Genomic DNA, 25,951 nt, shown 5'->3' with positions numbered 1-25,951 from the left:
TTAACTATTGATCAAGTGGACGTTGTGGCCAAGGTAATGGCGGACGGGGACTTATATGTGGAAGAGCTATTCACTTACACAGTACAAGGAGAGTATGAAAGAATTCCTAGATATATGGACAATTTCGGGGGAGCGAATATTGAATTTTTTGAAGCTTATGTACCACCGAATGACCGAGAGCTCGGTAATCTTGGTTATGTTAATTTGGAGCGTTATCCGGTCTATTTAAGAACTAAATCAGGTTCTTATTACATCGAATTACAAGCTAAAGATGAAACGAGGCAGATCTATTATCGCTATAGGCTTGATCGAGAAGCTGTGAAATATGACGATCGTGGAGAGCTGGATTGGACCGTACTCAAAGATAACAGGTTTGATCATCACAACGTAACCGTTAGGGTTTATACAGAACAGCCTGCAAAAGAGAATTTATCAGGATTTGCCTACGATCGCTCAAGAGGCAGCTTGACGGAAATAAACAATCGTTGGATTAGATACGAAAATGCACTATTACCCGAAGGGGATAGTGCGAGGCTGAAGTTGTATTTCCCCCCAGAGGTGCTGACGGAGAGGGAAACAGAAGAGCCCTCAGCCTCACTCTCGGAACGACTGTTAGATGAACAGAAGCTTCAGCAAAGATTCGAAAAGCGTGAACATTTACTGAAAGCGGGTCAACATATCAGCCACTGGCTGACCTATGTAGCCATAGCTGGTATCGTCTATTATTCCCTTTCGCTGCGTAGGATCTCATCCTGGTGGAGTGGTAGGCGGATCAGCTTCGAAGATCTCGCAGCGATGGATCCAATCGATCTGATTTACCTTTTCCGGAAGGGAAAGCTCCGACTTGCAGATGGGCTGGCCGGTGTATTTTCGCTGCGCCGTAAAGGCATGGTGAGTGTTTCATTAGTGCCATCAGATATGCGATTCCAGGAAGATTCGAGAGCGCCGAAGTGGCTTCCAGAGTTTACATTCAAGGGTAATCGTACAGCCCTGAAAAAACCAGACCGTTATTTGCTTGGTTGGCTGTCTCACGGTACGACTGTCCTGAACCTGGAGAGAATTTCTGGCCCTACGAAAACAGAGCGCAGGAATAAAGCGACTATGGGTAAATACATAAAGCGGATGAGAAGTCTTAAAAAGGGACTCAGCCGCTGGCAGGAGCTTGTGGAGACTGAGAATAGCAAAGGGATCATGTTCAAGGAATACGCGGCGAGAAAAGTCATCATACCTGCTCTAGCTCTCATACATCTGGTTTTGCTCATCTATCTGTACATTGCAGACGTAACGCCTTGGGGATGGGTAGGAGTATTGGCCATTATTTTGGGCGGCGGACTCATATTGGCTTCTTTTCGCTGGCGCCTCAAAAGATACATCATCATCTTTTTGGTCGTTTGCTTTTTCGTTGCAGCTCCAATTTTGTATGATCCACTGGTCGACGAATACTTGAACTTCGTAATTCTTTCATTTTTATTTGTTGGTTTTTTACCCCGAGGAGCATTAGATCAGCGTTCGGCAGCTTACCTAAGCGCTATAAAGCGGTATCGACGGAAGCTGGCAAGAGGCGGACATGGCGAAGGCAGGGGTGAATATGACCGTAATCGGCTTGAAAAGATGAGAGAGGATGCGCTATTGCTTGGTGTAGGAGAACGTTTTATGAGAAAGGTAAGCAAAGAAAATCCGAATTTTATTTTCTCAGAGGCTTCTTCTCTGTTCGATAAAGATGTGGATACCGCTATCGATTATGTCTTTATTCATTCTTGGAAAGGAATATCTGATGGAACATCTTCCGGAAGAAATAGCAGTAATGGTGACGGTGGAGCAGACGGAGGGAGCTCATACGACTACAGTAGTGACGGTGGCTATGATGGAGGTTCTGGAGATGGTGGTGGGGGAGGAGATTGACTAAGAAGTTATGGACTAGTTCCCTTCCCACATCACGAAAAGGGAGGAAGACTGCAATCCGGATGGGACTGCAGTCAATACGGTAAATAACATCATAGGCACAATCTTAGCCGAGCGAAAACTCAGGGCCGCTCCCTGCATTCGCTCGGTTTTTTCGTTATGACTGCTTTCCTATGAACTTGAAACAAAATTGAGACAGTCTTTATTCCATTGTTATATTACACTTAATTGAAGATGTTGAATTATATCAGATCACGTCGTGTTTCTATGACTCATCGATGACTGTACTGATGCAAAGGAGAAACCTGTTTATGAAAAAAATGTCCATCGTGCTGGCAGTAACGCTCATTATTTCGATGGTGCTTGCTCCCTTGGCTTCCGCTCAGCCCGTGCTCCGGGCTGGAAACGACTCGGTTCCGGCCGAAACGGACGGTTGGGTGTGGGTCGGGACCGCAGAAGAACTGGCTTATATCAATCGGAATCAAGCGTCTTACCTAGATCGGAATATCCGATTGACCGGCGACATCGATATGACCGGATACGATTGGGTACCCATAGCCGATGAAACGACCGTCTTCAGCGGTATTTTCGACGGAAGGGGACACCGGATCGAAGGTCTCACCATCGATGGAGGAGCTCTACAGTATGTCGGCTTCTTCGGCCGCGTATCGGGGGCCATCCGTAATCTAAGCATTTCCGCACAAGTCAACGGCGGCAGTTATGCCGGCGGATTGGTGGGACACCTGATAGGCGGCAGCATTCTCAACTCGCATTCGCAGGGCACCGTTACGAGTGGCAATACGGTTTCCGTGAGCGTAGCAGGCGGGTTGGCCGGGGCAGCCAATGGCGATTCGACCATTCTTCGCTCATCTTCATCCGCTGCCGTCAAAAGCGGCGATGCCCCCAATCAGTATGCCGGCGGGCTGGTCGGTTCACAGGGATTGGGCAGCATCAATGATTCGTATGCCACCGGAAGGGTCACGAATACGGAGAGAGGTCAATATTTCCATGGGGGCGGATTGGCCGGACAAATGATATACGGAACAATAGCCAATAGTTATTCTACAACTGCAATCATGAAATCCGGAAGCGTCACCTATTACACGGTGGGCGGTTTTATCGGAATCGTGACGCATTCATCCATCGACGCCTCATATTACGATAACACGACATCGGCCCAAACCGCTGGCGTGGGCGTTGGGGATATCATAGGCTCACCTCAACTCACAGGCCTAACCACCAACGAGATGAAGACGGCCTCCAATTATGGCGGCTGGGATTTTGCGAATATGTGGGCCGTCCACACTGGCGTCAATGGGGGCTATCCGTTTCTGCGTCCGGATATTTTAACAATCGATCTGCCGCGGGCGGCCAAGGACGCTCCTTATTCGATGGTGATAGATGCTTTCGACGGCGCAAGTGGGGGCTTGTCATGGAGCGCCTCCGGACTTCCCAGTGGCCTATCGATGACTGCCTCTGGCAGAATCGAAGGCAGCGCTACGGTGAGCGGCGCGTTCCCGGTAACGGTCTCGGCGACCGATGCGGGCCGGAACACCGTCAGCGCGGTATTGACTCTGTACGTGGATGAACTGGCACAGGACATCGACAGGCTTACTATTAGTCCAGGCAGAGCGAACGGTTCGACGAGCGCGACGGCAGTTCCAGGCGATCCTGGGCATACATTCGCTTATCTGCTCGAGAAGGATGCGGGGATGCGTCCTCTGGTGGGTGATGCGCTGCCTGGCGAAGCGGTCTTGTACTCGCTCGGAGCGGACATTGTGGATCCAATCCCGGGTCAATATCTCCAGGTGTTTGAACTGGATGTACAGAAGCGCATTCAGGCATGGAGCAGCGTACAGGTGGAAGCCGCACATATTCGAGACCAAGTCCGCGTGACGGGAGTGACGCTGGATCAGACGGCATTGACCCTTGCGGCAGGAGGTGCTTCACAGAAGCTGACAGCCGTCCTTATGCCCGTGAATGCGTCGAATCAGACGGTAACCTGGAACTCCAGCGATCCGGCCGTCGCTCAGGTGGATCAGAACGGTGAGGTGACGCCGATTGCAGAAGGTACGGCGGTCGTTACGGTGACGACCGTCGACGGAGGGTTCACGGCCACCGCAGCAGTGACGGTCCAGTCGGTTCCAGTGGACACGGGGACGGTGATCGGCGCAGTCTACGGGGAGATTTACAGTGAATATCGTAGCGGCAGGCAGCCATGCACTCACGGTGACAGCAGCGGCGTATAACGATTATACGACAACCGTAAATGTCTTAGCTGGGGGGACAGTTGACGTAGGGCGCATCGATTTGAGAGCTGCCTATACCCCAGAACCGGTACCCCCATCCTATAGCTGGGTTCCGGTTTCTGCCCCATCCCCTGTACCGGACCCAAGAATGGTCGTAACGATCAACGGCAAACAAGTTCGGGTAACCGCCAAAAAAGAGCAGGAGCATGACGGGCGCACCGTTCTGAGACTGATAGCGGACTCCGATCTGGTTCGGTCATGGGTCGTTGGCGGGGAAGATATCGTCATTGACATTGACAATGAGGATCCGGTGGTGAAGGTCGATCTCCCGGCTGAAGCGCTGCAGGTTCTCCTTTCGGCGAAGCCGAGTGCAGCCATTCGGATTGGGGTGAACGGGGCAAGCTACAGCGTTCCGCTGTACGTGCTAAGTGACCTCAAGAACCGAGCGACCGTAACGGTCGTTATTGCGAAAATGGCGGATTCCGCAAGACGCCAGCTGGATGAGGTATTGACTCGTCAAGGCTATGACATGCTGGCGGAGCCGATGAGCTTTGAGCTATACAGCAACGGCGATGTAAGAATCGAAGGGGAAGACACTTACCTCAAGCGGACATTCTTGATTAATGATGCGGCAGGATCCGATCGTTCCACCGTCGTGTGGGTGGATGACGCAGGAAAGCCGCGCTTCGTCCCTTCCATTTTGGAAGGGGAGACAGCGACTTTTTATAGCCCATATAACGGTGTGTACACTGCGGTTCGCTCCAACCGAACTTTCGAGGATATCCAGGGACATTGGGCGCAAAGTAACATCGAGCGGATGGCGAACAAGCTGATCGTGAACGGATCGGCTGACGGCATGTTTGATCCTAACCGTACGGTGACCCGCGCCGAGTTCGTTGCGATGCTCGTACGTGCGCTCGGACTCACCGAGAAACCGCAGCTTTCTTCCTATTCGGACGTTGGGCCGAACGGAATTTGGTATACCGGTGCGATAGGAGCCGCATCCGCGGCTGGCTTGATTGAAGGCTACGCCGACGGTTCGTTCCGACCGGACGCTAGGATCACGAGAGAGCAGGTGGCGGTTATGCTGGCCAGAGCAGCACGATATGCCGGCGAGCTTCCGCCAAAGGACGCTTCGACTTTGGAAAGCTTCTCGGACTATGCCCAGGTATCCGATTGGGCCAAGGGAGCGACTGCCGACCTGTTGGCCGCCGGCATGATCGAAGGCGTCGGGAAGGCTGCGTTCGCACCGCAGGCGTTTGCCACGCGCGCACAAAGCACGGTTCTCTTAAACCGAATGCTGCTCTACTTGAATTTCATGAACTGATTGCAGCTGAATAGATGGCGCGCACATTCCAACCGAGAATGTGCGCGTTTTTTTGCGTTTATTCCGTAATGGAGCCTATTCGTAGACTCGAAACATAGTATAGTATAAAAAAATAGCAGGTTTATTAGTTGAAAGATTCAACGGGCGAGAAGCGGATGGAGTGAGGATGTAACGAATGGAGAAGATTGCAAAACATCGCATTATCGGCTTGGATCGGGAAATGAAGAGTTTCACGGATTGGCTGGCGGATTCCCGGGCGCAGACATCCATTTTTTCAATATCAGGAATTGGCGGCATTGGCAAAACAACGCTGCTGCTGCAAATGGCCCGCACGGCAAGGCAGTCCTCGGTGCTTTCTCTTTGGCTGGACGGGCAAGGAGGTTTACCGACGTCGGGCGCTTTTCTGGCGAGTCTGGAGATGAGTCTTGCAACTGAATACGGCAGAACCAGGGCTCCGGAATCCGCGCTGCTGCCATACATCGTTAACGAGCTTCAGCTGCAGCGAACCGTTTTGTTCATAGACAATGGTGAGGAGATCGAAAAGCTGGAAGGGTGGCTGTTCTCCAGATTTCTTCCTGAGTTGAAGTCCGCCCACGTGCTGATCGTATGTGCCTCGCGCAATGGACTGCCGCTCAAATGGCAGACGAATCCGGAATGGAAGTCCCGAATGAAAAGGTTCTCTTTGCGGTTGTTTACTCGAGAAGAGGTCTACGATTATTTAGGCGGCAGCGGCTTGTCTGCGGAATGGCAAAGGGCTATTGCCGAGAAGACGGAAGGCCATCCGTTGTCGCTTGCCTTGACCGTGGATATGCTGCTTTCCGAGTCTGTAGAGCAGTGGGATGTATGGCGAGAGGTTCCGGCTGTATTGAGCGCCGAATTTTTGCGGGAAGCGGCGTCTCCTGGCGTGTACCGTGCGCTGACGGTTTTGTCGCTTCTGCCTGTTGCCGACGAGAACATGCTGAACCGGTTGTTGGATACACCTTTGGAAGGGGCGGACTATTACCATCTGAGGGCGCTTTCGTTCGTACGGGATACGGTGGATGGGATAACGCTGCACCAGGTCGTTGCTCGAATGTTACGGGATGACTTTACGCGCAGAAACCCCGAACAATTTGAATCGGTTCGCCATCAGGTGTTCGTCCTGCTGGCGGAACGATTCCATTCGGTCGACCAACGGATGCAGATGCACCTGAGCGCCCACATCTTGGAGCTGTACCGTGAGTTTCTGCCCTCGGCGCATGCGTATGCCAATTTCTCGTCAAGCCTGAAACCCGGCGAGCATAAGCCGTTCGAGCAGGAAGATCTCCCGTATTTGCAGCGCTTTTTGAAGGCGTCTATTCGGGGTTCCGACTGGCAGTCCGAACTGGTCGACTCTGCCGATTACCCGGTTTTGCTGGAGGAGATTGCAGCTCATTTTCCTGAAGGAATCTTTATCGTGCGGGACGAAAAAGGGATACCGCTGGCGTTCTGCGCAGGCGTATGGCTGCATGCCTTGAGCTTGCCATTGTTGGAACGATATGCGCCTGGGTGCAGGGGGGTGCTGGGGGAGGAAGTATCTTCGCTGCATCGGCTGCCACCGGAGGCAGCCGATACGATATTTGTGCTGTTATCCGCGGTAAACTCCGAACAATCCTTGTATCGTCCCGAGGAGCTGGGGGCCATGCTGATGCAGCAATGGCTGGTCCACATGACCGGCGGTTTGCGGGGGATTTTGGCGGCGGGGGATCCACAGTTGAATTCCTTATTGTCGATTCTGGGATTCAAAGCGTGCGGGAAAGCGACGGGATATGCGGGCATCGAATTGACGACATGGGAGCTGGATTTTAGGCAAACGAGCTTCGATCAGTGGATTCAGCGGATCATCCGGCAAACGGAGACAGCAGCAGGACAACCGGCACATCAGCGGGAGGATGAGTATCCCCCGGCCATTGATCGAAGCGTAATGAAGCAAATGCTGGAACGGCTGTTCGATCCCGACAAGCTGGAGGAACTCCCTGTCGTTCGGCAATTGGGTTGGGACGGGATGCAGGTGAGGAACATCATTCAAGGGATTCTGGCCGACGGACGTCCGATGGAACCTTTGACGCTGTTGGAGAAGGAAATTCTCATCGCAAGTTATTTGCGCAAGGACCGGAACAAAAGCCAGCTCGCAGCATCCTTCCATATGAGCAGAGCCACCTTTTACCGTCATATGCGTTTGGCCGAAAAACATCTGGCTTTTGTGTTAAGCGATTTGATGAGGTCCGGATTCTGAGCACGCATAGTAAAGGCGTAAAAGTTATAGGATCCCATAGCACCTTTACGCAGGTTGTAGCATAGGACTGCAAGTGAAAACCGCATCTCTTTAGGAGGTGCGTTTTTTGAGTTCTATATTTCTAGAGATACACACGATACTGCTAAAACGGTTAGCACGATACAAGAAGCATAGCGCGGATTGGGGTCGACTTCTGAACCATATTAGAACATGAAAGGCCCGAATCTTCCAGCTTGCATACTCAAATGCCTTTGATACTCGAACGATAGAGGCATCGATCATGACACTTTCCGTGTCCGGTTCTGATGCCAGATGCTCAAGAACTTGATCAAATACGCCGGCTTGCTACCGACGAAATCGGGTATATACTCATTTCCAGGATCCATAATGATCCGGCAGGTCACTTCATGGTGCCACGCTTCGGGTAATCCAAAGCATCGGATTGATCATGGTTCGTATTTCTTTGGCTGGCCGTCCGCCCTGAGCTTTTTGCTCGGCTGGCAGTGGATCTCTAATCCGTTCCACTGGTCGTCACGTAATTTGTATTGTCATCTCATTCCTTTATTTTACCAAAATTATTCTATTCCTGCAGTTTGAAGACACGCCCTAGAGCGATTGCATCTCTAAGAGGACAAATTTAAGTATTCTTTTTTCTGATCTTTCTTGCACTATCTTGAGCCGTTTTAATATAGCGTTTACCAATTCTTTAACCGTGGATGACTATCTGTATTGTTTGGACAAGCAGATAATAAACCATTCCGGACGAAAATCGAAGGAGAGAAGTACCGGCTGGCGATGCGTTTTTAATTTTGAACATGAAAGGTTTGCAGCTTTAGCCTTTGCCTTGGATTGTTCTGTTTAGATGGCCGTAAGATATGTGATTGAAAACGGCATTAGATAGAAAAGTATAATGTTGAGTGTTTTGAGGGATCATTCGGGACTTGGATCCGAAAGAAAGGAGCAGTTGCGCCACATTTGCCGATATCTCGATCAACGTAGTCCGGAAGAATACATAACGCTTCCAACGGTCATGGAACACGTTATCCAGGGAAGCCTAGCGAGCTCGTGCTGAGACTATTCAATCAAAACTGGCCTTTCGAAAGTTAATTACGAGTAAGCGTATTATAATCTCGAGTGATGGTTTTTATGAGTGGAAAATGGTATGTCACTTACGCTGGTACTACCTAAACAAAAAAAGCGTGAATTTTCAAGGAAACTCACGCTTTTTGCTGCTTTTATAACATTTTAATTATTCGTAGACATTACCTGCACCTATTACTTCATAACTCATATTTGTAATTCTTATACGAGCATTCGTTATTGGCGAAGCACTTAGAGATATGCTTTCACTGTACCACGTTCCATTTTGTGGATAGTTACCATTCACTGTTTTTTGACCATACCAGTTAACATTTCCTCCTGATAAAGGTTTAACAATTTCGTAACGAACTGACGCTGTACCAATTCCATCAGTCTGCCAACCATGTACAGTCACAGAACCTTTAGAAATATTGAAATTTGTTTGTCCAAGTAAAGGTTGTTGACCAAAAAGGTCAAAAGAATAATATACTAATTCAGCAAATGGCTGGAAAGTTGTTTCAGGTTCTTGAATCATTTTATAAATTGGTGTTCCAGCTTTGACATTAAGATAATCCGATGAACTTGGATCAAGATTAACTTCTAAAGGCTTAATTATAACCTTCCACCCCTGTTCGGTTTTTGAAACTGTGTATGGAAGAGAAGGGTATTTATCTATGTCCGTATATGTAAATTGGACTTGAAGTTGATATTTCGTATCATTAATCTTTTCAGCTTTGAGAATTTCGTAGTTAACTAAAGTGTCTGTTGCAAATTCATTATATCCTTCTTCTCTACTCTTATTGTCAATGTAATTTAGATCATTAGAATACTCGATCATTCCATTTACATCATTTCTAAGTAAAGCATCAAAATATAGGTGTGCAACATCCAATGCTTCGTTACTTTTTTCCGCTGAGCCAGCTGAGGTTGCAAAGATTGAAGTAGTCAGAAAAAGATTCAGTAAAAGGAATAAGGGCATGATTTTTTTAAACTTTTTCATAATTTTCCCTCCTAATTAATTGTTTTTACACACTTATATTACACGAAAAAGAAAATATTGGCAAATACTATTTCCACTTTTTTTAGACACGTTTAACTTCATATTCGTCTTATAGTTAAGAAAAAAGTTTGGAGGTGAGGTTAGGATGGACAATTTTACTGATGGAGAAAAGCTAATTTTAGAGATAATGAACGGAGAAATAAATAAATTCTCAATTATTGTCGAACGGTATCATCAGAGAATTTTCAGCTATTTCATCAAAATGGGCATGAATTATAGCGATGCGCAGGAACTTACCCAAGAGACTTTCTTCAAGGCCTATACAAAACTTGATCAACATAATTTGTCCAAAAAGTTTTCAGCATGGCTTTTTAGTATCGCTATCAATCAAATGAGGGACTTTCAAAGAAAACAAAAGTGGAGATTAAAGCTCCCTATTGCTGTGGATGAAAACGCAGCAGATTACAGGACCCCGGAAAGTGAATTTATTTATGAGTATCATAAAAAATCGATAATGAATTTATTAAATGTTTTGCCTAAGAAAAAAAAGCAAATACTGATGCTTCGTTATTTAGGTGAACTCAGTTATCAAGAGATTGCTGACATACTGCAAATATCTGCAATTAAAGTAAGAAATGAATTATTTAGTGCCAAAAAGAAGCTTCGTTCAACAATTCAAGAAAAAGGAGATGATTTAAATGAAATGCTTAGAAATTTCGGAGATTGAAGATTTAATTTACGATGTAGAGGAAAATAGCCCCCAAAATCTCCATATTAAAACATGCCTTCATTGCAAGCAAATTTATGAACGAGTTCTTAATGAGCATCAAGATCTGCGTAATTTATTTAGCGTAGAGAGCCCCAAAGAGATAAATAATAACGTTATGCATTACATTTATAATCATGTTAGAAAGAAAGAACCAGTTTCATTTGTTCGTCAAAAAAAGGGATGGAAGAAACAAAGGCTATTGACTTTGCTATCAGTCATATTAATTATTGGGTCATTCCTATATATATCTGGGTCAACTATTGCGGACACATTTAAATCACTTTTATCAGTAGACAGCACGGACACTGGATTGCTAAATGCAAAAAAATACGGAACTATCCTGGATCCTGGAGTGTTGGTCACCGATCAAGATTATACATTAAAAATAAACGAAGTTAGTGCAGACGGTGGACGTATAGTAATGGCTCTTCAGCTTATTAATTCTGATGAATCAAGTTCAGAAGGTATGCTAAATCTAGGTAAGGAAAACCACATATATGTTCAAGATAAGAACGGAAAAATATTAGGTGAGTTTAGCCATGTAGGCAAGACCAACAATTACTATCAGTTATCTGTGATCTTTCCTAACTTTATTGAATCAGAAAGCATTAAAGTTGTAGGAGAAATTAACCAGCTTGGTGGTACGGTCGATAATCAAAGAACTATACAGGGAGATTGGAATTTCAATTTTGCTTTAGACTTAAATGAAGCTAATCAAATATCAACTGTTAAAGAAATTAATCAGTCCTATGTTGTCCCTAACACAAATATTATTGTTCAGGTGAATAGGTTAATTCAAACTCCTTCATCAACGAGACTAGAGATGAAAACTAATTCTACTTCTAATGAACTAAAAGTTGGAAGTCTTATGTTTCACTTCGAAGATGATACGGGAAATGAAATTCACAGTATAGGAAGTACTAAGGGTGGGCATAAGCAGGGATTGTTAGATAAACATCATTATACTGACACCAAAGATGAAAAAATCACTCATTGGTCTTACTCCTTTATAAACATTCCAGATGAAGCTATTTTTGTTTTTGATGGTCTTTCGTTATTAGAGGAGGATGGTTCTTCAGTTGATTTCGATTTTAATGAATTGGGGCAAAATACGATAACGTTCGAAGGAAAAAACAACGAAGATCAGATTCATTTAAATGAAGTTGTTTTATCCACTGAGGGAGAGGATAAAACAAATCAAACCAAAATTAAAATTAATGGCTTTAGCAACAGTATCTTTATAAATGATCGATGGATTATTCAGCGTATCGGTGATACAAAGAGATATCCAGTACAATTTAGAGGTGGCTTATCCCCTTCAGGAAGTGGAACTGAGATTAGTAATAATTCTGAATTTGTAATAGAAGGACTACCAGATATTGAAGGAGAATTCAAGATAGTCCGGACATTTGTGGAAAGAATATATACTTCTGTTGATTGGTCAATAGCTTTAAATGAAAAATAACCTAGTGATAGTCGGATATTTAGTAACGACGGTATTCATTCAGTTACCAAAGCAATGCGGTATTGACTTTAACGAACAGCAACAAAAGAAACCCTACCTACCACTTCAAAAGAAGAAGGCGAACGGATCTTCCGTTTGCCTTCTTCTTTTGAGGTGGGGTGAATTTCAATTAGTGCCATAAAGTTTGATTTTTGGGACACTTTAGAATCCCTATGTTTCTACGTTCAAACCTATTAAAATGACTTTAGGAATGTTCCAAAATACTTAATCACTTTTTGAAACGACAAGATGGGAGTGGGACTGTTGAAACTAGTATATAGTATCTACGAGGGACAAAAATTCGGAAAGGCAGCTCGTCAAATTTTGGGAGCTGGGTGTAGAGGAACGGTACATATTTGTGGATAAGTTAAGCGGCAAGGATTTTGAGAGACCAAAGTATCAGGCCGTGCGTCTTCTGATCCGAAGGAATGTGTCATATGAAATCCCGTCCAACCTGACGGATGGGAAAAGGAATGTTGAAGTCAAGTTTGTATCGACTGAAGGGGAATTGGCTGGTGGGGTATAGGGTGTCCGAAATATCGACTAGGTTAAGATGGAGAAGTTGGAGATGAACTAGAGAAGTACTTGTGTACGAGGTAATGGGATTCTTCCCCGTGAGACAAGATATTCAGAAGAACCACCAGGAAATACGCAATGTAGTTAATAATGCAAAACCCTAAATAAAAATTCGTCTCGCTATGCTATAACCGGAAACGGTAGCTCAATCAAGACGAGAAGACAGCTAGGACGAATAGTAATTCGTCCTTTTTATTTTATTTCTTAAATTATTCGATTTCTTCGTGGCCTGTAATGATAAATGCACAGATGACCACATTTTCATCTCGTTTTTTCACTTGGTGTTTTTGGTATCGCTGAGATTTTTTAAATTCTTAAACCTCCATAATTCATTGATGAGATGAAGAATAGATTCTACTGATTCGGGCAGTTCACTATCGTTATCACTAAAACTAAGTTCAAGTTAACAAGAGTAACTCTAGTGTCCAATTAATACTTTCCACGAATTTTCGTTTTTAAAAACTTCATAAGGCAGGGGCGGGGGTTGTTTGTAACCGTCGCCTGAATAGCACAAAATTATTGAAGCGATTTCATTTCTGTTAATTTGTTTACTTCCTAACAAGTTTATAACTGGATGTAAGATTTGTTTTAAGATTCTCTCGATATCCTTCCTCCCGGTTTTTTTATCTAAAATAGTTTATCTTTCGAATAAAACATCATTGCCTCTTTATCTTTAGCGTATCAAATACCCTTCTACAGCCTCCATAGGTGTCTGGGCAATAGCTCTTTCCGCCGTTGTAGTATACGATACTAAAAAAGCACCTGCAACAACTCACCAAGAAGAACGGATAATAGTTTTCTAGTGCTCATGTACTTAATAGCTCGTTTCAATTTTTATGAAAAATAGAAAATGAAATAAAATTTGGGGTTTATTGTTTTTTATTTCATTATTTTGGTATAATATCTGTAACTACATGTTACCACAAACTTCTACTACAATTGAAAGGGGAGATTATAAGTAATAGTGCTTAACTTAGTTACATAAAAATATTAATTTGGAGGGATATGAAAAAACGTTTCAAAGTTGCTGTTGTAGCTTCATTGCTGAGTCTTGTTGTTGCTATCCCCACATTTGCAAGTGATCAGCAAGATCAACAAATTTCTGGTGGTTGGAGCGAATCGAATGGTTATTATGTGAATTCGTCAAATTCTATAAATTCTGATTCGGTAGGAGTACTTGCCCCAAGTTCTCATACGGGAAAAAGATTGCAATGGAATGTTGGGAGTTCTGCTTCTCCGGTCTGGGAATACGCGGCATATGGAGAAACTATATGGAACGGGACATACCATTATACAACAGCTCAAATGGAACTCTCCAATGGCACAGTTAAGACAACTAGTGGAAGACAATGGGGCTTACATCAAACATCTGCGCAATCTCCATGGTATCTTCCATCCGGATTTGAAAACACAGAAGCAAGAACATATTGGGGATCATAATATTAAAATTATCATTTGGAATTAATAGGCCACGATAGGTCTTTTAGAGGAAGGTTGCTTTATCTGTAAACTAGGTAAAGTAACCTTCTATCTTTTATTATTTTGAAAAAGGAGCGGCTCATGCCTTCAGTTATTAGAAAAGATATAGCATTTGTTTTAGTATTTGTTTGTTTATTCTCTTTATGTTTTTCATTCCAGATTTTTTCTATTAAGCAAAAATTATATTTTGAGCTATCCAATGATCTCTATACCAAAAATCATGCTGTATTTGTAAATAACAACGATTGGATACCGTCAGAAAAATTAGGGGAATCAAATTATAGAATTTTTTTTGAAGTTAATAATTCATATCGATTTTTAATTCAAAACAATGGAGAATGGAAACCTCCAATGTTGTCAGGACATTTTTTTTCTGAAACTGATCAAGAACTACAAGCAGTTGTTGGAAAGGAAATGATACAATATTTGCAAAAAGAAAATGAGAAAAGTTATGTTTTTTATCAAGGGAATAAATATTATGTAACAGGTATTCTTGGAAAGAATTATGCGAGTTCCAGTGATTATCTGGCTATACTTCATCATCCCAACCCACAAATACCAACAGACGGAAGAATTATTTTAGACAGTGATAGTAAAGCAACAGTAAATAAAATTACCAAGCGGCTCAATGATTTAAATCCATCAATTACACAAATTAAAAGTACACAAAAGGGTCTATATAGAACAGGAAATGTATCTTATTACTATCATTTATTGTGGGTTGAAATGTACCTTCTTGTTTTATTTAGTATATTGGCTTTCCTACGTTACTGGTATGAAAAGGAACAATATGAGATAAATGTATTGTTTTTATTGGGAATACCCAAAAAAATGATTCAGAGAAAGCTAGTAATAAAAGCTAGCTTACTAATTCTATTATCTAATTTTATTTCTTTTGGTTTATTCTATGCATTTAATCCGGTGCCTTTTTCGCATTTGGTGAGTAATGCTTGCATATTTCTTTTAGCTTCTTGGACATGTATGTATATTTTTATTCGTAATGGAAGTTTAAGACACAAAAGTGGGGTAGCTAATAGTGATATTAAATAATCTTAAGTTTTACTTAAGGAAGTATTTGTTTCTCGTTTTGGTTTTATATGTACAAATTACGTTGTTTTTAATTACTTTTGGTACATTTGTAACATTGATTAAAGAAATCGATTTTGAAAGTGAAGATTTGCAACAAATATATGATGGGAAGGCTATTTATCAACTAATTGATGGTTACTATGATGCAGAAGAATATCAGGAATTTATTAGTGAAAATGATTACATAACTCGTTTGAAAAATTTTTATAATGGGCTTAATACTGCTACTGAGTTTCAATACCTGGCGATGTATGATCAAGCTATTATGATAGAAGACACGAAAATACCTTCTGATGCATATCACGGATACGAACGAGGAAATGAAAAAATTCAAACAACAATAAATAATAAATCCTACACTGTAGCTAAAGCATTTCAGTTAAATAATCAAGCCCTCAATTTTTTTAATTTACAGGTATCTGAGGGACAATTATGGGATAAAGATGATTTTCAAAATGAACAAAACGAGATACCAGTTCTCTTAGGCGATACATATCGTAATTATTATGAAATTGGTGATGTTACAAAGATTAATTATTATAATAAAATGGTAAATATTAAGGTTGTTGGTTTTTTAAATCCTAATAGTAAGGTCTTTTATCAAAATAATACAGAGTTTTATCTTGATAAATATATACTCTTACCTTATATAGAGTGGAATTCGAAACCTACAACATTAATCGACGAAAAATTCCAACAAGCTAGTTATTTTGCGATGATAAATGGGTATGTTGTCACCAATAATGACATATCAGGAAATCAAGTGGTAATGCAAAGAATTGAGGCCATAGCACAAAATTCTTCGTTCGGTAAATACTCCTTTATTGGGTTAAATCCTCATTTTAATCAATATAGAGGACTTATGACCATCATTTCAGAAGAACGTAATTTAGTGGTGGCAATATTTCTTTCATTTATGATCTTGAATATTTTTTTGATAAATACGATATTGTTTTTACAACAGAAAAGAAGATTATCAACATTTGCTGTATATTATATGAACGGCTCAACTCGGATTCAACTAGTGTTTATCCAATGGATTGAAATTGCGTTAATAGTATTTTTAGCTTATATCACAAATTATATTCTTTTGAATCAAGTGATGATGATAGGGGATATTACCGTTCAAATTTATATTTTTATTCTGAGTATATTATTGAGTATTATTGCCTGTTTTTTACCAACGTATCAACTTTTGAGAAATCACATGATTACATCGCTAAATAATGATTTTGAAGGGAGAATATAATTAATGCTTCTTGAGCTTAAACAAATAACCAAATATTTTAAAAATGGAATTGAATACACAAAAATTTTGGACTGTTTAGATTTAGAAATAAAAAAAGGTAGTTCGATTGCCATTAGAGGGAAAAGTGGTTCTGGAAAATCCACAATCCTTAACATTTTGGGAGGATTAATAGATTTCGAAGAGGGGGACATGATATTTGAAGGTAAGAGTCTTAAAGGAATGACTGTAAATGAAAAGGCTGAATATCGGAAAAAAAACATTGGATTTATCACTCAAAACTTCCATTTACTTGATGACAGGAATGTTTACGAAAATATTGCTCTTCCTTTACGATATTTTAAAATATCAAACAAGGAAATTAAAAGCATGGTGGAGAAAGTAGCTAATGATTTAGAGATAAAGCACATATTAAAGAGACAAATTATTAATTTGTCAGGTGGCGAGCGCCAGCGTGTTGCGATCGCTCGAGCAATTGTTAAAAATCCATCAATACTTCTTGCGGATGAGCCTACAGGTTCATTGGACGAAGAAACCGAGGAATCTATATTAAACATTTTTGATATGTTACATAAAAAAGGTATGACATTAGTTATTGTTACTCATGATAATTCAGTTGCTGTTTGTTGTCAGATGATTTATGAGCTACAACAAAAAAGATTAAAATTATTATCAATAAACGAAAACCAAAGGGAAAATCCTCTCCATAAGGATTCACCCGAAGACACCGAAGACATCAGAAATCACCATGCGTAACTTGACAATTGGAGAACTCGAGTATATTATCGATTCGCTTCTTCTCTGTAGTTGTCAACCCATTTCTTACGAAGGCGGGTATGTTCTCGTAATGATAAGATGTAAGGCAGAGAGAGGTATGAAGTTAAAATCTAGTGATCCATTGCAGTAATCAGTTTTTGCGATCTGTGAGGTTTTTGTACGAATTTGCAAGTGTAATGTCGAAGAAACTTTTTTGGATATTTATAGTGGACTCCAGTAGCAGAAAGGGCATTTTATTGAGATATAGTCATTGTTGAATTGGAGCCATTTTAAGAGTTCAACCTGAACAGATCTCTTCTTGCATCTTGTATATTAGTACGTGCAAATTATTATTTTGGTATCATCTTTACAACTTTATTATTATGGCTCTTCGCTCTACTGGGTGGTTTTGAGGCATAGACTCGTTACCCTTATTGATTTTTCGAGAATTTCAGATGTTGAAACAGACTCAAGGAGAGTAATTGACCATTACTTCAACATTGAAGACGGGTAAAAGGCGGAAAGGAAATTTTCTGAATTGAAAGTGGGAATCTAAGACTTGGCTTGATAAACTTTCAAAGGCTTATTCTAATTGAGCAATGAGGAGGAATGAGTCTTTTTTGCATACCAAAAATCAAAGATGGATCACTAAATCGAAAGCTTTGAAGAAATCCTCATTTACTATGAAACTAGGGAAAATGGGGTGTTTCTGTTGGCAGGTACATGGAGGATTTATCCATGGTTTGAGGAAGATGGAGAGGAATTAATTGAAGAATACCATAGGGATGAGTTTAGTAGATTAAAACCATACGGAAAGTTATTTCTATGCGTTGGTGAACGAGGCGAATTTGTAGAGTTGCAATATAATAGCCACAGTTACTTGGTCAAACCGCAGCTGTTCAAAAAAGTTTCTACGCCAAAATTTAATTTTGGTGACACTGTAAGACTTAGAAAAAAACCGGAGATTATTGGAACTATTTCCGAAATCAACTGTCATAATCAGAGTGAAAAAGAGAAGTACTTTATTGAAGTAGACGGTAAGAAAAAGTCATCCCGATACTATAGTGAAGATTTAATAAGCATGGAGTGTGAGTAGTGTACAAAATTAAGCAAAGAAGTATTATATGCCATAAGACATGCTCCATGGGAGTATGAATTAGGATTAGATGATTAGGGATGGGTAAGCATTGAACAGATCGACTTTCCCAGTTAGACATAAATGGCAATTGATTCCGGTCAGAACTGGAACCAATTGCCATTTTATTTAAACTCATTAACCTTGGACTGGCTTGATCGTGTCACGTATGACCAAGCTTGTAGGCAGCATGACTTTCTTATTCCCGTAAGACGAGCCTTCGGTAATTTCGAACAGCAGCTTGGCGCTCTCATAGCCGAGGACGTCGAAATATTGCTTCACTGTGCTCAAAGCGATCTTGGCGAATTTGGAGCTTTCAAAATCGTCAAAGCCCATTAGGGATACTTGTTCGGGGATACGAATGTCAAGTGCGGTGAGCTGTTCGATTACCTCTAGGGCCCGCTTGTCGTTCGCGCAGAACAGCGCGGTCAGCTCTCCAATTTGGATAAGGCGCGCAAGCGCGGCGTAGTCCAATTCCTTGTCCAGGAACAAGAGCGATTCGGGTATCGGAAGGGACGCATTCGACATGGCGTTGCAATAGCCGTTATATCTGTCAACCTCCGGGCTCAGGTGGTAGTCGTAAGCAGCAAATCCGATTCGGCGATGACCTTGTTTTATCAAGTATTCTACTGCTTCATAAGCTCCGTCGTGGTTGTTACAGGTGACGACGTTGACCGGATAGCCGGAAGGGGAACGATCGAGCATCACGAACGGAATCGCTTTTTTGCGAATTTCCCCGAGATAGCCCTTCGCAGCTTCGGGATTAGAGGAATAGATGAGTATTCCTCTTAGTTCCGTTTGAATCAGTTCCAGAACAAGCTCTCGTTCCTGTTCGAAGTCGTTCTCCACGAATTCGATGATCAGCTTGCAACCATGCTTGCCCAGAAAGGACTGTATGCCCCTCATGATCTGCATATACGAACTATCGTAAAGGTCGACGCCGGAAATGACGAAGGCCACCAGATTTGAGGTCTTTTCCGAGACGGTTGATTGGTTGGCTACAAAGCTTCCCTTACCTCTGACGCGGTAGATCACGCCCTCGTTCACTAGCTCCGACAGCGCTTTACGGACAGTGATAGAGCTGACATCCAGCAGCTTGGAAAATTCCGACTCGCTAGGAATCCGGTCGTCCTTTGTAAATTCCTGATTCTCGATCTGGGATAAGACATAGTCTTTCACCATCTGGTACTTTGGCAGAGCCACGTCCTTCTTGCTCAAGTAGGTTCACCTCGTATTAACATTTCCTCCAATTATAGCGCACATCGGTTTAAAAAGTATACGTAATTGGGCTGCATTTTGGAAAAAGATTATGTCGAATAGGTGGGTGGTTTTCGGGAATAAAGCAGAAAAGGGAGGAAAATGATATAAAAGATTTGAATTTCGTGAAGGTCTGTATTACTATGGGGTTAAATAAAGTATGTGTTTTCATTCACTTATCATAATAACCTCGAGATGGAACACTTTGCAAAATGAATGGCACTATAATACACCGTAAACAGACATAGAAAAGAGCCGCTGGGGAATCCAGCAGCTCGATGCTTGGAATTTCATCTAGTACAGGTTGTTCAAAAAGCCGTCTTCCAGGACGAAGCAGATCAGGAAGCGGACTCGACATCGAATCTTCAATCAGTCGGGCCACCGTTGCTCACGTACCCACTACAGCAGATGCTTTCGAAGGCGTTTTCTGCGAAAACGTGTAGCTCCGCTACTCATTCCCTAGCTTCATCCAACCTTCTCGGTTCTGTAAACCCACTTGTTGAACACGCATCATAAGGTTACAATAGCGCCTTCCTTTTCGAACGGGTAGTCGATGACGATACGCGCTGCTCCGGTATCGCCGATGCCGCTGTACAGATTGACCTTGCCGTCGGGACGCATTTCAATGCCAGCGGTGAACGCGCAGTCGGTCAGATGCGCCTTCTTGGCGGGGCCATCCGGATAACAAGGACGGGTGCCGATGATGTTCAAATCCGAAAATTGATTCGTCTGCGGGTCCAGTACGAAAGCCATGTTCATGTAAGTCGATGTATCTCCCTGAGCATAGCAGATATGGCCGATGACGCCGATCTTCCCGCTTTCGAGTAAGTAGGCCTGGTTGCAGCCGCCCCACTCATCCTTGCGGAACAGTCCACTGATATATGGGGCGTTCTTGATGACTTCCGGTGACAGTGCGTCTAGGCTGTCGATGACAGTGAATCCCACTAAGGATTCGCTTCCGAATTGCTTGCGTACTTCTTCGCTGCGTGGTCTTGAGAAGACGCCGATCCTACCGTCTCGGAGCTCTACGAGCCGAATATCCTTCATATAATCCGGACCGGTCGTGAAGTAGTAAAGATCATGAAGATCGCGGCCTTTGTAGAAATAGCCGTAGAAAGTATCAAGCCGCCCCTGTTTGTTACGAACGTGCGTGCCGCCTAGTACGAGCTGTTTGTTGATCACGCTAATATAAGGATCTTCAAGCTGATAAATCATCGTATTCGGGACGGCTGTCCACTCGTCCGGTCCGCTCTCCTCGAACAGGCGAACCCAAGATCTCGCCCACTCATGGCGTTTCTCCACGCGTCCGTATATGTAGCGCCTGCCGTTCCATTCGAACGGAATCGAAGGATTGTAAACATCGAAGCCTTCGACTCCGCGAAAGACAAGCTTGGCGCTTTCATAAATGCGTTTGTTTGCTTCGAATTGCTGACGCTGTTCCAATAAGTTCATTCGTGGCAAATCTCCTTTCAGGCTTTAATAACAACTCTATCCTAATCGAAAGTGCTGCTTTCAATCTTGCTCTATTTTGGAATGTTTTATGGTGTTTTGACATCGGAGGAACTAGTCAATATACAAATAAGGAGGGATATCGTATATGTTGAAGCTTCTAGCGGCAGACGGCATTGATTCTGAAATTCAGGCTCACTGTCGACTGATCGCTTCGGTGGGCGATACGATCGGCATGCATACGCACGACTTCTTTGAATTGTTTCTTATCCTGAAGGGAAGCGTTGTGCATGTCATTAATGGCAAAAGGCAGCTGCTGCAGGAAAATACACTCGTGTTCATACGGGACCGGGACGTTCATTACTATGAGCAGACGACGGATAGCGATTGCCAATTCATCAATCTGTCGTTCAATCGAGAGGTCCTGGACGACCTGATTGCTTTCTTGGGAGAAGGGTTCCCAAGCGAAAGACTGCTTGATCCGGCTATGCCGCCGTCGACCGTGCTGTCCAAAATGGAGAAGGAATACGTGCGGTACCGGCTGGACCAGCTCAGTCTGATCCCGCAGGAGAAGAAGCTGGCCGTCAAAGCGAAGGTAAGAGCCATCTTGACCGACCTGTTCTCCAGGTACATCAAGGCCGAAGCGGATCCAATAGATCTTACCGGACAGCCGGAATGGTTTAAGGCTCTGTGCAGAGATGCGAAAAAGAAAGAGCACTTCACACGGGGAACGGCTGCGCTTGTTGAGCTGTCGGGCAAATCGCATGCCTACGTATGCAGGATGTTTAGGGAGCATCTCGGCATGTCCCCGACCCAATACATTAACGAATTGAGAATGTCCTATGCCGAGAATTTGCTGCTGAACACGGATATGGAAATCGTGGACATCAGTCTTGAGATCGGACTTGACAACCTCAGCTACTTCTACGACTTATTCAAGCGGAGGCATAATTTAACGCCGTATCGGTATCGCCAATTCGGAACTATTCGGAGATAGTATGCCAATTTCCGGTGGGATTATAAACTTTTTTATATATTGACGACAAAAAATAGTATGTGTTATTTTCTACTTAGCATAATAACTTGTGAGACATCATGATGATCATATCTATAGGGGACGGTAGAGAAAGCAAATGTGTTTTCGACGAACGTTAGGATATAGTCTGGAGGTGAAAATGAATGCGCTTACATATGTAGCTAGGCTCATGCTTCCTCGAGCCATAGCACCAACAGAATCCGATCACAACATGTTAACAGTCAGGAGGTGTTCATTTGAAAACAACCAATAACAGGCTGGTGGCCAGAATCGTCAAGCACCGCTATCTCTACCTTATGGTGCTTCCCGGCTTTCTGACGCTGTTAATCTTTCACTATTTTCCGATGTACGGAATATTAATCGCTTTCAAAGATTTCAACGCATCCAAGGGGATTTGGGGAAGTGAGTGGGTAGGGGTAAAGTACTTCACTTCTTTTTTTAACGATCCGATGGCGTTCAGGGTATTAAAGAATACTTTGCTTCTCGGTTTGTATACTTTATTTTGGTCATTTCCGGCACCAATTATATTAGCACTGTTATTTAATGAATTGAAAAACAAGGGCTTTAAGAAGCTTGTGCAGACGGTTTCTTATTTCCCGCATTTTATATCGGTCGTCATTGTTGCAGGGATGCTTAAGGAATTTACGGCGAGAGACGGTTTGTTTAACCATATTGTCGGCTTCTTCGGCGGAGACCCGATCATGTTTCTTCTCGAGCCTGACTATTTTCGGACCATCTTCATCTCTTCCGGCATATGGCAGGGCGTCGGGTTCGGCACGATCATCTACCTTGCTGCATTAAGCGGAATAGATCCTACGCTGTATGACGTAGCCGAGGTAGACGGCGCAGGCCGATGGAAGAAGGTTTTGCACATTACATGGCCGTCACTCAAACCGACCACCATAATTTTGCTGATTTTCGCCGTGGGGGGAATCCTCGGAAGCGATTTCCAGAAGATTATTCTGCTTTATTCGCCTGAGACTTACGAAGTAGCGGATGTCATCGGATCCTATGTTTATCGGCAAGGTATACTGGGCGCGCAATACGAGTACACGACGGCCATCGGATTATTCATGTCGGTTATTTCCTTTACGATCCTTTACTTGACCAATTGGTTAAGCCGGAAAGTATCAGATACGAGTTTGTTCTAGGTGGTGGAGTGTTGAAAAAGGCTAGCTTGGGTTCCAGAGCTTTCGATGTATTCAATGTTGTTATCATGCTATTCATCCTGATTGTCGTGCTGTATCCGATTCTGAACATTATCGCGACATCGCTAAGCGGCACGCGTTACATCTCTTCCGGGAGCGTAACCATTTGGCCCAAGGGATTTAATCTGGAAGCGTACACGACGGTATTTCAGGATCCGTACATTTTTAAAGGGTATCTAAACTCGATCATTTATGCGACCGGCTCTACGGGCATCATGCTGCTGTTTACGGCATTGATGGCTTATCCACTCACGATCCCGGGATTTGCGGGCAAGAAATTTTTTACCCTTTTCCTCATGATTACGATGTTTTTCGGCGGCGGTTTAATCCCGACCTATCTGCTTATGCGCGGTCTGAACCTGTTGGATACGGTCTGGGTCATGATTCTCCCCGGCGCGATCAGTGCTTATAATGTGTTTCTATTTCGGACCTTCTTTCTGAATATTCCTTCTGAACTGAAAGACTCCGCCTATATCGATGGAGCGAGTGATTTGGTGGTTCTTTTCAAGATCATACTGCCGTTGTCGAAAGCGCTTTTTGCAACCTTTGCTCTATTCGGTCTGGTTGGAAGCTGGAACAGTTGGTTCGAGGCTTTGATTTATCTGCGAGATCAGGATAAGTATCCGTTACAGATGGTGCTCCGAAACTACCTGTTTACCTTGGATACGACTGCGATTCAAGGACGAGTAGGCGGCGGATCCGTTGCCATCAATGCCCCGGGGGAAACGCTTGATCCGAAGGCGGTACGAATGAGCGTCATTATTATTACCATGTTTCCGATCATGTGTATTTACCCGATCTTCCAGAAGCATTTCACCAAAGGGATATTCGTCGGCTCCATCAAAGGCTAAAGCAGCGGAGTGGCGGTGCAAGCAAGCTGAGTGTGCAGTCATTGATGACAGTTAATGAATAGCAGATTTGAAGAAGAAGCGGTTCATTGTGCAAATTAGGGGGAAATGGAATGAACAAATTGGCAAAGAAGCTTGTCCTCGGATTGTCCCTACTGATGGTTTTTTCCGGATGTTCGAATAATTCCAAAAATACGGATACCCATGAAGAGAATCAAGAAGTCATGCGCTTTTCGGTCACGCTGCCTGCGAACGGTGTGGATAATCCGAACAGTCTGGTAGGCAAGGAATGGCATAAACGCATGGAAGCTTATATGGGCAAGAAGGTGGAAATTGAATATAACTATATTCCGTCTTCCGAATATGACGAGAAGGTCAAACTTATGATCGCAAGCGACGATCTGACAGATTTCTTCGTGACGCCTTTATTCTATGATACGACCGAAATGGCCGAACAAGGCCAGCTTCTCGAGTTAGGCCAGTATAAAGATTTGATGCCGAACTATATGAACTACATTGGCAAGGTAAAAAACGGGATGAAGCGGGTTACGGATGCCGACGGCAACATGTTCACCTTTAAAGAAACCTCCACGCCTAGATTCCCCGAGGATCGCGGCATGCTCATCCAGAATACGTCTGCCTACCGCTATGACGTGTTCGAGGCCAATAACATCAATATTCCGGAAACGCTCGATGAATTTTATGGGGCTGCCAAAAAACTTAAAGAGCTATACCCCGACAAATATCCCGTTGCGACAAAGTGGAACAGCTTGAGATCGTTGTTCTCCGCGAACCATATCCGGGATGAAATTTTCTGGGACGGCGAGAAATACGTATACGGGGTTCTGGAAGAAGGGTATAAAGATGCGCTGCAGTTTGCGAATAAGCTCTACGCGGAGAAGCTGTTAGATCCGGAGTACACTATTGATACAGACGATACGTTGAAAAGAAAAGCGTTGAACGGCGACAATCTCATGTGGCTGACGCAGTGGTTTACGACGCCAGCCGAGTATACGAGAACAGCGGGCGACGGCAAGATATTCGCAGTTTCGCTGTATCCCGACAATCCGAAGTACGGAAAGGCCTGGCAGGAGGTTGTAAACGGCAATACGCCTGACTTGGGCTGGGGAGCCTACGGCATAAGCTCAAAAGTGAAAAACCCTGAAGAATTGATCAAATTCATCGATTATCAGTATTCGGATGAGATGATCCAGCTCATCACTTGGGGAATTGAGGGCACGACCTATACGATCGGAGAAGAGGGTGTTCCGACCTTTGTCGACTCGCTGAAAACGGCCAAGGATCCATGGTTGGAGGGCGATAAATACGGCATGCGCGCAAGTCGGAACCATAACCCTGGATTGCAGATGGTGAGCGATGCAAGAGCGTTCGTCGATTTTGCCGCGACAGACTATACGGTATTTAACGGCAAATACGAAGAGGTGCCGATTGAGAAAGCGCAATTCCTGACGAGTCTGCCCATGCCCGAGAACGACTATGTTCCTTCTTGGTTGAGCGAGCCGTCGATTCAACTCACGGGAGATGAAAGCCAGCGGATCTCGGAGATCATGAACCCGATTAAGACGTTCGTTACGGAAGAACAGGCCAAATTCGTAGCAGGTAAGAACAGCTTCGATCATTGGCAGGCATTTATCGATAAGGTCCAAAAAATGGGGAACATTGATGAAGCGCTGAAAATTTATAATGACGCTGCACAAAGAGCTCTAGCCAACTAACAGAGATTGTCCCTCCGTTCCCGACCGCCGCCGGCGGCAGTAAGTCGCAGA

Annotated in this window: 18 protein-coding genes and 2 pseudogenes (1 of these 20 cut by a window edge); 17 read left to right on the top strand and 3 right to left on the bottom strand. The window is 43.6% G+C overall.

Annotated features, from left to right (window positions below; genetic code table 11):
• The 5 genes and pseudogenes from ACPV3A_RS08600 to ACPV3A_RS08580 form a co-directional block, all read left to right on the top strand.
• On the top strand, positions 1-1,902 hold the 3' portion of the coding sequence (locus ACPV3A_RS08600; RefSeq protein WP_426198933.1) for a DUF2207 domain-containing protein. 27 nt of this gene lie to the left of the window's left edge; only the last 1,902 of its 1,929 coding nucleotides appear in the window; its start codon lies beyond the left edge, outside the window; its stop codon occupies positions 1,900-1,902.
• Between the two features lie 311 nt (positions 1,903-2,213).
• Positions 2,214-4,151 (top strand): Ig-like domain-containing protein, encoded by a 1,938-nt coding sequence (locus ACPV3A_RS08595; protein ID WP_426198931.1) that lies wholly within the window; start codon positions 2,214-2,216, stop codon positions 4,149-4,151.
• Positions 4,096-5,478 carry an S-layer homology domain-containing protein gene (locus tag ACPV3A_RS08590; RefSeq protein WP_426198929.1) on the top strand — a complete coding sequence of 461 codons (1,383 nt, stop codon included), beginning with the start codon at positions 4,096-4,098 and terminating at the stop codon, positions 5,476-5,478. Before ACPV3A_RS08595 ends, ACPV3A_RS08590 begins: the two co-directional genes overlap by 56 nt.
• A gap of 175 nt (positions 5,479-5,653) precedes the next feature.
• A complete protein-coding gene (locus ACPV3A_RS08585; protein ID WP_426198927.1) occupies positions 5,654-7,732 on the top strand; it encodes a bacterio-opsin activator in 2,079 nt (692 codons plus the stop codon).
• A 1,073-nt stretch (positions 7,733-8,805) separates the two neighbouring features.
• Positions 8,806-8,973: pseudogene (locus tag ACPV3A_RS08580) on the top strand (hypothetical protein); the annotation flags it as partial.
• A gap of 8 nt (positions 8,974-8,981) precedes the next feature.
• Here ACPV3A_RS08580 and ACPV3A_RS08575 read toward each other — a convergent pair.
• Positions 8,982-9,812: a hypothetical protein gene (locus tag ACPV3A_RS08575; protein ID WP_426198925.1), complete on the bottom strand. Its 831-nt coding sequence runs from the start codon at positions 9,810-9,812 to the stop codon at positions 8,982-8,984.
• Positions 9,813-9,957: 145 nt separating this feature from the next.
• Between ACPV3A_RS08575 and ACPV3A_RS08570 the strand changes: the two genes are divergently transcribed.
• The 8 genes and pseudogenes from ACPV3A_RS08570 to ACPV3A_RS08535 form a co-directional block, all read left to right on the top strand.
• Complete coding sequence (locus ACPV3A_RS08570; RefSeq protein WP_426198923.1) at positions 9,958-10,539, top strand: RNA polymerase sigma factor; 582 nt, start codon at positions 9,958-9,960, stop codon at positions 10,537-10,539.
• Positions 10,511-12,046, top strand: coding sequence for a DUF4179 domain-containing protein (locus ACPV3A_RS08565; RefSeq protein ID WP_426198921.1), 1,536 nt, complete (start codon positions 10,511-10,513; stop codon positions 12,044-12,046). The genes ACPV3A_RS08570 and ACPV3A_RS08565 overlap by 29 nt, the downstream gene beginning before the upstream one ends.
• A 1,620-nt stretch (positions 12,047-13,666) precedes the next feature.
• Positions 13,667-14,101: a hypothetical protein gene (locus tag ACPV3A_RS08560; RefSeq protein ID WP_426198919.1), complete on the top strand. Its 435-nt coding sequence runs from the start codon at positions 13,667-13,669 to the stop codon at positions 14,099-14,101.
• A 120-nt stretch (positions 14,102-14,221) separates the two neighbouring features.
• Positions 14,222-15,190 carry an FtsX-like permease family protein gene (locus ACPV3A_RS08555; protein ID WP_426198917.1) on the top strand — a complete coding sequence of 323 codons (969 nt, stop codon included), beginning with the start codon at positions 14,222-14,224 and terminating at the stop codon, positions 15,188-15,190.
• Positions 15,177-16,478: an ABC transporter permease gene (locus tag ACPV3A_RS08550; RefSeq protein ID WP_426198915.1), complete on the top strand. Its 1,302-nt coding sequence runs from the start codon at positions 15,177-15,179 to the stop codon at positions 16,476-16,478. Before ACPV3A_RS08555 ends, ACPV3A_RS08550 begins: the two co-directional genes overlap by 14 nt.
• 3 nt (positions 16,479-16,481) lie before the next feature.
• A complete protein-coding gene (locus ACPV3A_RS08545) occupies positions 16,482-17,231 on the top strand; it encodes an ABC transporter ATP-binding protein (protein ID WP_426198913.1) in 750 nt (249 codons plus the stop codon).
• 712 nt (positions 17,232-17,943) lie between these two features.
• A complete protein-coding gene (locus tag ACPV3A_RS08540) occupies positions 17,944-18,327 on the top strand; it encodes a DUF6960 family protein (protein ID WP_426198911.1) in 384 nt (127 codons plus the stop codon).
• A gap of 3 nt (positions 18,328-18,330) precedes the next feature.
• Positions 18,331-18,402, top strand: a pseudogene (locus tag ACPV3A_RS08535) (RNA 2'-phosphotransferase); the annotation flags it as partial.
• 102 nt (positions 18,403-18,504) lie between these two features.
• On the opposite strand, the gene ACPV3A_RS08530 reads toward ACPV3A_RS08535, so the two are convergent.
• Together ACPV3A_RS08530 and ACPV3A_RS08525 are read right to left on the bottom strand one after the other, a co-directional pair.
• On the bottom strand, positions 18,505-19,584 hold the full coding sequence (locus ACPV3A_RS08530) for a GntR family transcriptional regulator (protein ID WP_339295700.1): 1,080 nt from the start codon (positions 19,582-19,584) through the stop codon (positions 18,505-18,507).
• A 549-nt stretch (positions 19,585-20,133) separates the two neighbouring features.
• Positions 20,134-21,075 carry an MTP-1 family protein gene (locus tag ACPV3A_RS08525; protein ID WP_194541109.1) on the bottom strand — a complete coding sequence of 314 codons (942 nt, stop codon included), beginning with the start codon at positions 21,073-21,075 and terminating at the stop codon, positions 20,134-20,136.
• A gap of 145 nt (positions 21,076-21,220) precedes the next feature.
• Here ACPV3A_RS08525 and ACPV3A_RS08520 point away from each other — a divergent pair, with 145 nt between their 5' ends.
• The 4 genes from ACPV3A_RS08520 to ACPV3A_RS08505 all read left to right on the top strand — a co-directional run bounded on the left by ACPV3A_RS08520 (position 21,221) and on the right by ACPV3A_RS08505 (position 25,900).
• On the top strand, positions 21,221-22,069 hold the full coding sequence (locus ACPV3A_RS08520) for an AraC family transcriptional regulator (RefSeq protein WP_426198909.1): 849 nt from the start codon (positions 21,221-21,223) through the stop codon (positions 22,067-22,069).
• 275 nt (positions 22,070-22,344) lie between these two features.
• On the top strand, positions 22,345-23,259 hold the full coding sequence (locus ACPV3A_RS08515) for an ABC transporter permease (protein ID WP_194541111.1): 915 nt from the start codon (positions 22,345-22,347) through the stop codon (positions 23,257-23,259).
• Positions 23,260-23,270: 11 nt separating this feature from the next.
• Positions 23,271-24,167 carry a carbohydrate ABC transporter permease gene (locus tag ACPV3A_RS08510; RefSeq protein WP_426198906.1) on the top strand — a complete coding sequence of 299 codons (897 nt, stop codon included), beginning with the start codon at positions 23,271-23,273 and terminating at the stop codon, positions 24,165-24,167.
• A 110-nt stretch (positions 24,168-24,277) separates the two neighbouring features.
• Entirely contained in the window at positions 24,278-25,900 is a 1,623-nt protein-coding gene (locus ACPV3A_RS08505; protein ID WP_426198904.1) for an extracellular solute-binding protein, read from the top strand.
• Positions 25,901-25,951: the final 51 nt, after the last annotated feature.

The sequence above is a fragment of the Paenibacillus sp. Dod16 genome (assembly GCF_049893405.1).
Classification (GTDB): domain Bacteria; phylum Bacillota; class Bacilli; order Paenibacillales; family Paenibacillaceae; genus Paenibacillus_AQ.
Note: the sequence above shows the minus strand (reverse complement) of the source record. Positions and strands in the feature narration are given on the sequence as shown.